The following is a 2,882-nucleotide window of genomic DNA, read 5'->3' on the forward strand; positions in this document are numbered from 1 at the left end:
GATTAAAAATACGCAAAACTTGTATGTGATAATAAACTATCAGGGCGACAAGTTGTGTAGGAGAAAGCTGCTGTTGAGGATTTTGGGTTTATGCAATCGCATAACAAGATGAGCTGAAAATCAGTGGGGTATATGGTGTACTTGTAAAAACAGATAGTGTGCGATTGTTTTTAAAAAGTCCGCGATTAAAAATACGCAAAACTTGTATGTGATAATAAACTATCAGGGCGACAAGTTGTGTAGGAGAAAGCTGCTGTTGAAGATTTTGGGTTTATGCGTAAGCACAACAAGATGAGCTGACAATCAGTGGGGTGTACAATGTACACCCTTGAACGGGCAATGCGCGATCGTTTTCACACAAGACTTGTTGGGCATCTTCACAGATTTTTGATATACCTATACTTATACTTGTCTTGCCTGAAAAAATGGGGCAGCTTGTTTGATGATTATTTGTCGTTCTTTTTTCTGTCTCTTATTTGGAAAGCTGGTGTAAGGCTACCGCACGAACTCGGCACAGGGCGCATCCCGTTTTAGACAAAGTATTACCTAAAGCAACGTAATTTCAATGGTGAAGAGTCCCATTCAAAGAGCCAACGTGCAAAATTGGGATGCTCCCAAGGCACAGGCACAGCACTATCTTCGTGCCGAGTGAGCGTGAAAGTCGCCTAACTATGACGGACTTTCCCGATAGCGTCGATTGGGTAGGGGGCGCGATCGCGAAGCGCAGATCGCACCCTTCTACAACCAGTGAGGTGTACGATGTATATCGGGATTCTATGGTCGCCGTGGGCAGGACACTTTGGCTCTATGGAAAGTCCGCGATCAAAAGTCCGTGATCGTTTTCGCGCAAAACTTGTTTGACTATCCTGAAAAAGGTGGTGTGGCAAGGAATCCCCGCTTTGCTTCCCCCCTTGCTTCCTTTATCTTATACCTATACCTAGAAAATTTTGAGTATTAAGTACAACATGAATCAATCCCAATCCCAAATTGGAGGAGTAAAAAATGCGATCGCACTCAAATAGATGGCGGCGAATGGGCTTTGATGCCCTTATATTAAGGGTTAAGGGCTTTCTGGCGCCAGGGCGAATGTTGAGATGGGAGGCGTTCCAAGCCAGGGTATACATCACCCACTCTCCTACCTATACCTTTATACTTATACCTGTACTTGTTGTCGGTCTGATGAGGCTTGTACTCGATTCGATATATGAGTATGGCATTACAGGTATAAGTAAGGTTATCTGGGGGTATGAGTATAGCTTGCGCTCAATAGATGATAAGCGATCGCAGGCTGAAACCCTTGCTATAGCGTCATTACAGGATGAGAGTGATGTACCTATACCTGTATTGATATACTCATACTCCCATCTTATACTCATATACCCATACTCAACATACTTATACACGCAGGTATAAGTATAACTACCCGGGGAATTGATTATAATTATAATCAATTCCCCGGGTAGTTATACTTATACCTGCGTGTATAAGTATGTTGAGTATGGGTATATGAGTATAAGATGGGAGTATGAGTATATCAATACAGGTATAGGTACATCACTCTCATCCTGTAATGACGCTATAGCAAGGGTTTCAGCCTGCGATCGCTTATCATCTATTGAGCGCAAGCTATACTCATACCCCCAGATAACCTTACTTATACCTGTAATGCCATACTCATATATCGAATCGAGTACAAGCCTCATCAGACCGACAACAAGTACAGGTATAAGTATAAAGGTATAGGTAGGAGAGTGGGTGATGTATACCCTGGCTTGGAACGCCTCCCATCTCAACATTCGCCCTGGCGCCAGAAAGCCCTTAACCCTTAATATAAGGGCATCAAAGCCCATTCGCCGCCATCTATTTGAGTGCGATCGCATTTTTTACTCCTCCAATTTGGGATTGGGATTGATTCATGTTGTACTTAATACTCAAAATTTTCTAGGTATAGGTATAAGATAAAGGAAGCAAGGGGGGAAGCAAAGCGGGGATTCCTTGCCACACCACCTTTTTCAGGATAGTCAAACAAGTTTTGCGCGAAAACGATCACGGACTTTTGATCGCGGACTTTCCATAGAGCCAAAGTGTCCTGCCCACGGCGACCATAGAATCCCGATATACATCGTACACCTCACTGGTTGTAGAAGGGTGCGATCTGCGCTTCGCGATCGCGCCCCCTACCCAATCGACGCTATCGGGAAAGTCCGTCATAGTTAGGCGACTTTCACGCTCACTCGGCACGAAGATAGTGCTGTGCCTGTGCCTTGGGAGCATCCCAATTTTGCACGTTGGCTCTTTGAATGGGACTCTTCACCATTGAAATTACGTTGCTTTAGGTAATACTTTGTCTAAAACGGGATGCGCCCTGTGCCGAGTTCGTGCGGTAGCCTTACACCAGCTTTCCAAATAAGAGACAGAAAAAAGAACGACAAATAATCATCAAACAAGCTGCCCCATTTTTTCAGGCAAGACAAGTATAAGTATAGGTATATCAAAAATCTGTGAAGATGCCCAACAAGTCTTGTGTGAAAACGATCGCGCATTGCCCGTTCAAGGGTGTACATTGTACACCCCACTGATTGTCAGCTCATCTTGTTGTGCTTACGCATAAACCCAAAATCTTCAACAGCAGCTTTCTCCTACACAACTTGTCGCCCTGATAGTTTATTATCACATACAAGTTTTGCGTATTTTTAATCGCGGACTTTTTAAAAACAATCGCACACTATCTGTTTTTACAAGTACACCATATACCCCACTGATTTTCAGCTCATCTTGTTATGCGATTGCATAAACCCAAAATCCTCAACAGCAGCTTTCTCCTACACAACTTGTCGCCCTGATAGTTTATTATCACATACAAGTTTTGCGTATTTTTAATC

2 protein-coding genes are annotated in these 2,882 nt (G+C 43.4%); one reads left to right on the forward strand and one right to left on the reverse strand.

Going from position 1 to position 2,882, the window contains the following annotated elements; genetic code table 11:
- Positions 1–671 precede the first annotated feature (671 nt).
- On the forward strand, positions 672–836 hold the full coding sequence (locus tag ACLGGO_RS35250; protein WP_446422806.1) for a hypothetical protein: 165 nt from the start codon (positions 672–674) through the stop codon (positions 834–836).
- Positions 837–2,046: 1,210 nt separating this feature from the next.
- Here the strand turns inward: ACLGGO_RS35250 and ACLGGO_RS35255 are convergent.
- Complete coding sequence (locus ACLGGO_RS35255) at positions 2,047–2,211, reverse strand: hypothetical protein (protein WP_446422806.1); 165 nt, start codon at positions 2,209–2,211, stop codon at positions 2,047–2,049.
- Positions 2,212–2,882: the final 671 nt, after the last annotated feature.

Origin of the sequence: Coleofasciculus sp. (genome assembly GCF_046565525.1) — a bacterium.
GTDB lineage: Bacteria > Cyanobacteriota > Cyanobacteriia > Cyanobacteriales > Coleofasciculaceae > Coleofasciculus.

What these genes read in the sequence shown, in the direction of transcription:
- ACLGGO_RS35250 (WP_446422806.1), top strand. Translation starts at nt 672, where the DNA reads ATGACGGACTTTCCCGATAGCGTCGATTGGGTAGGGGGCGCGATCGCG.
- ACLGGO_RS35255 (WP_446422806.1), bottom strand. Translation starts at nt 2,211, where the DNA reads ATGACGGACTTTCCCGATAGCGTCGATTGGGTAGGGGGCGCGATCGCG.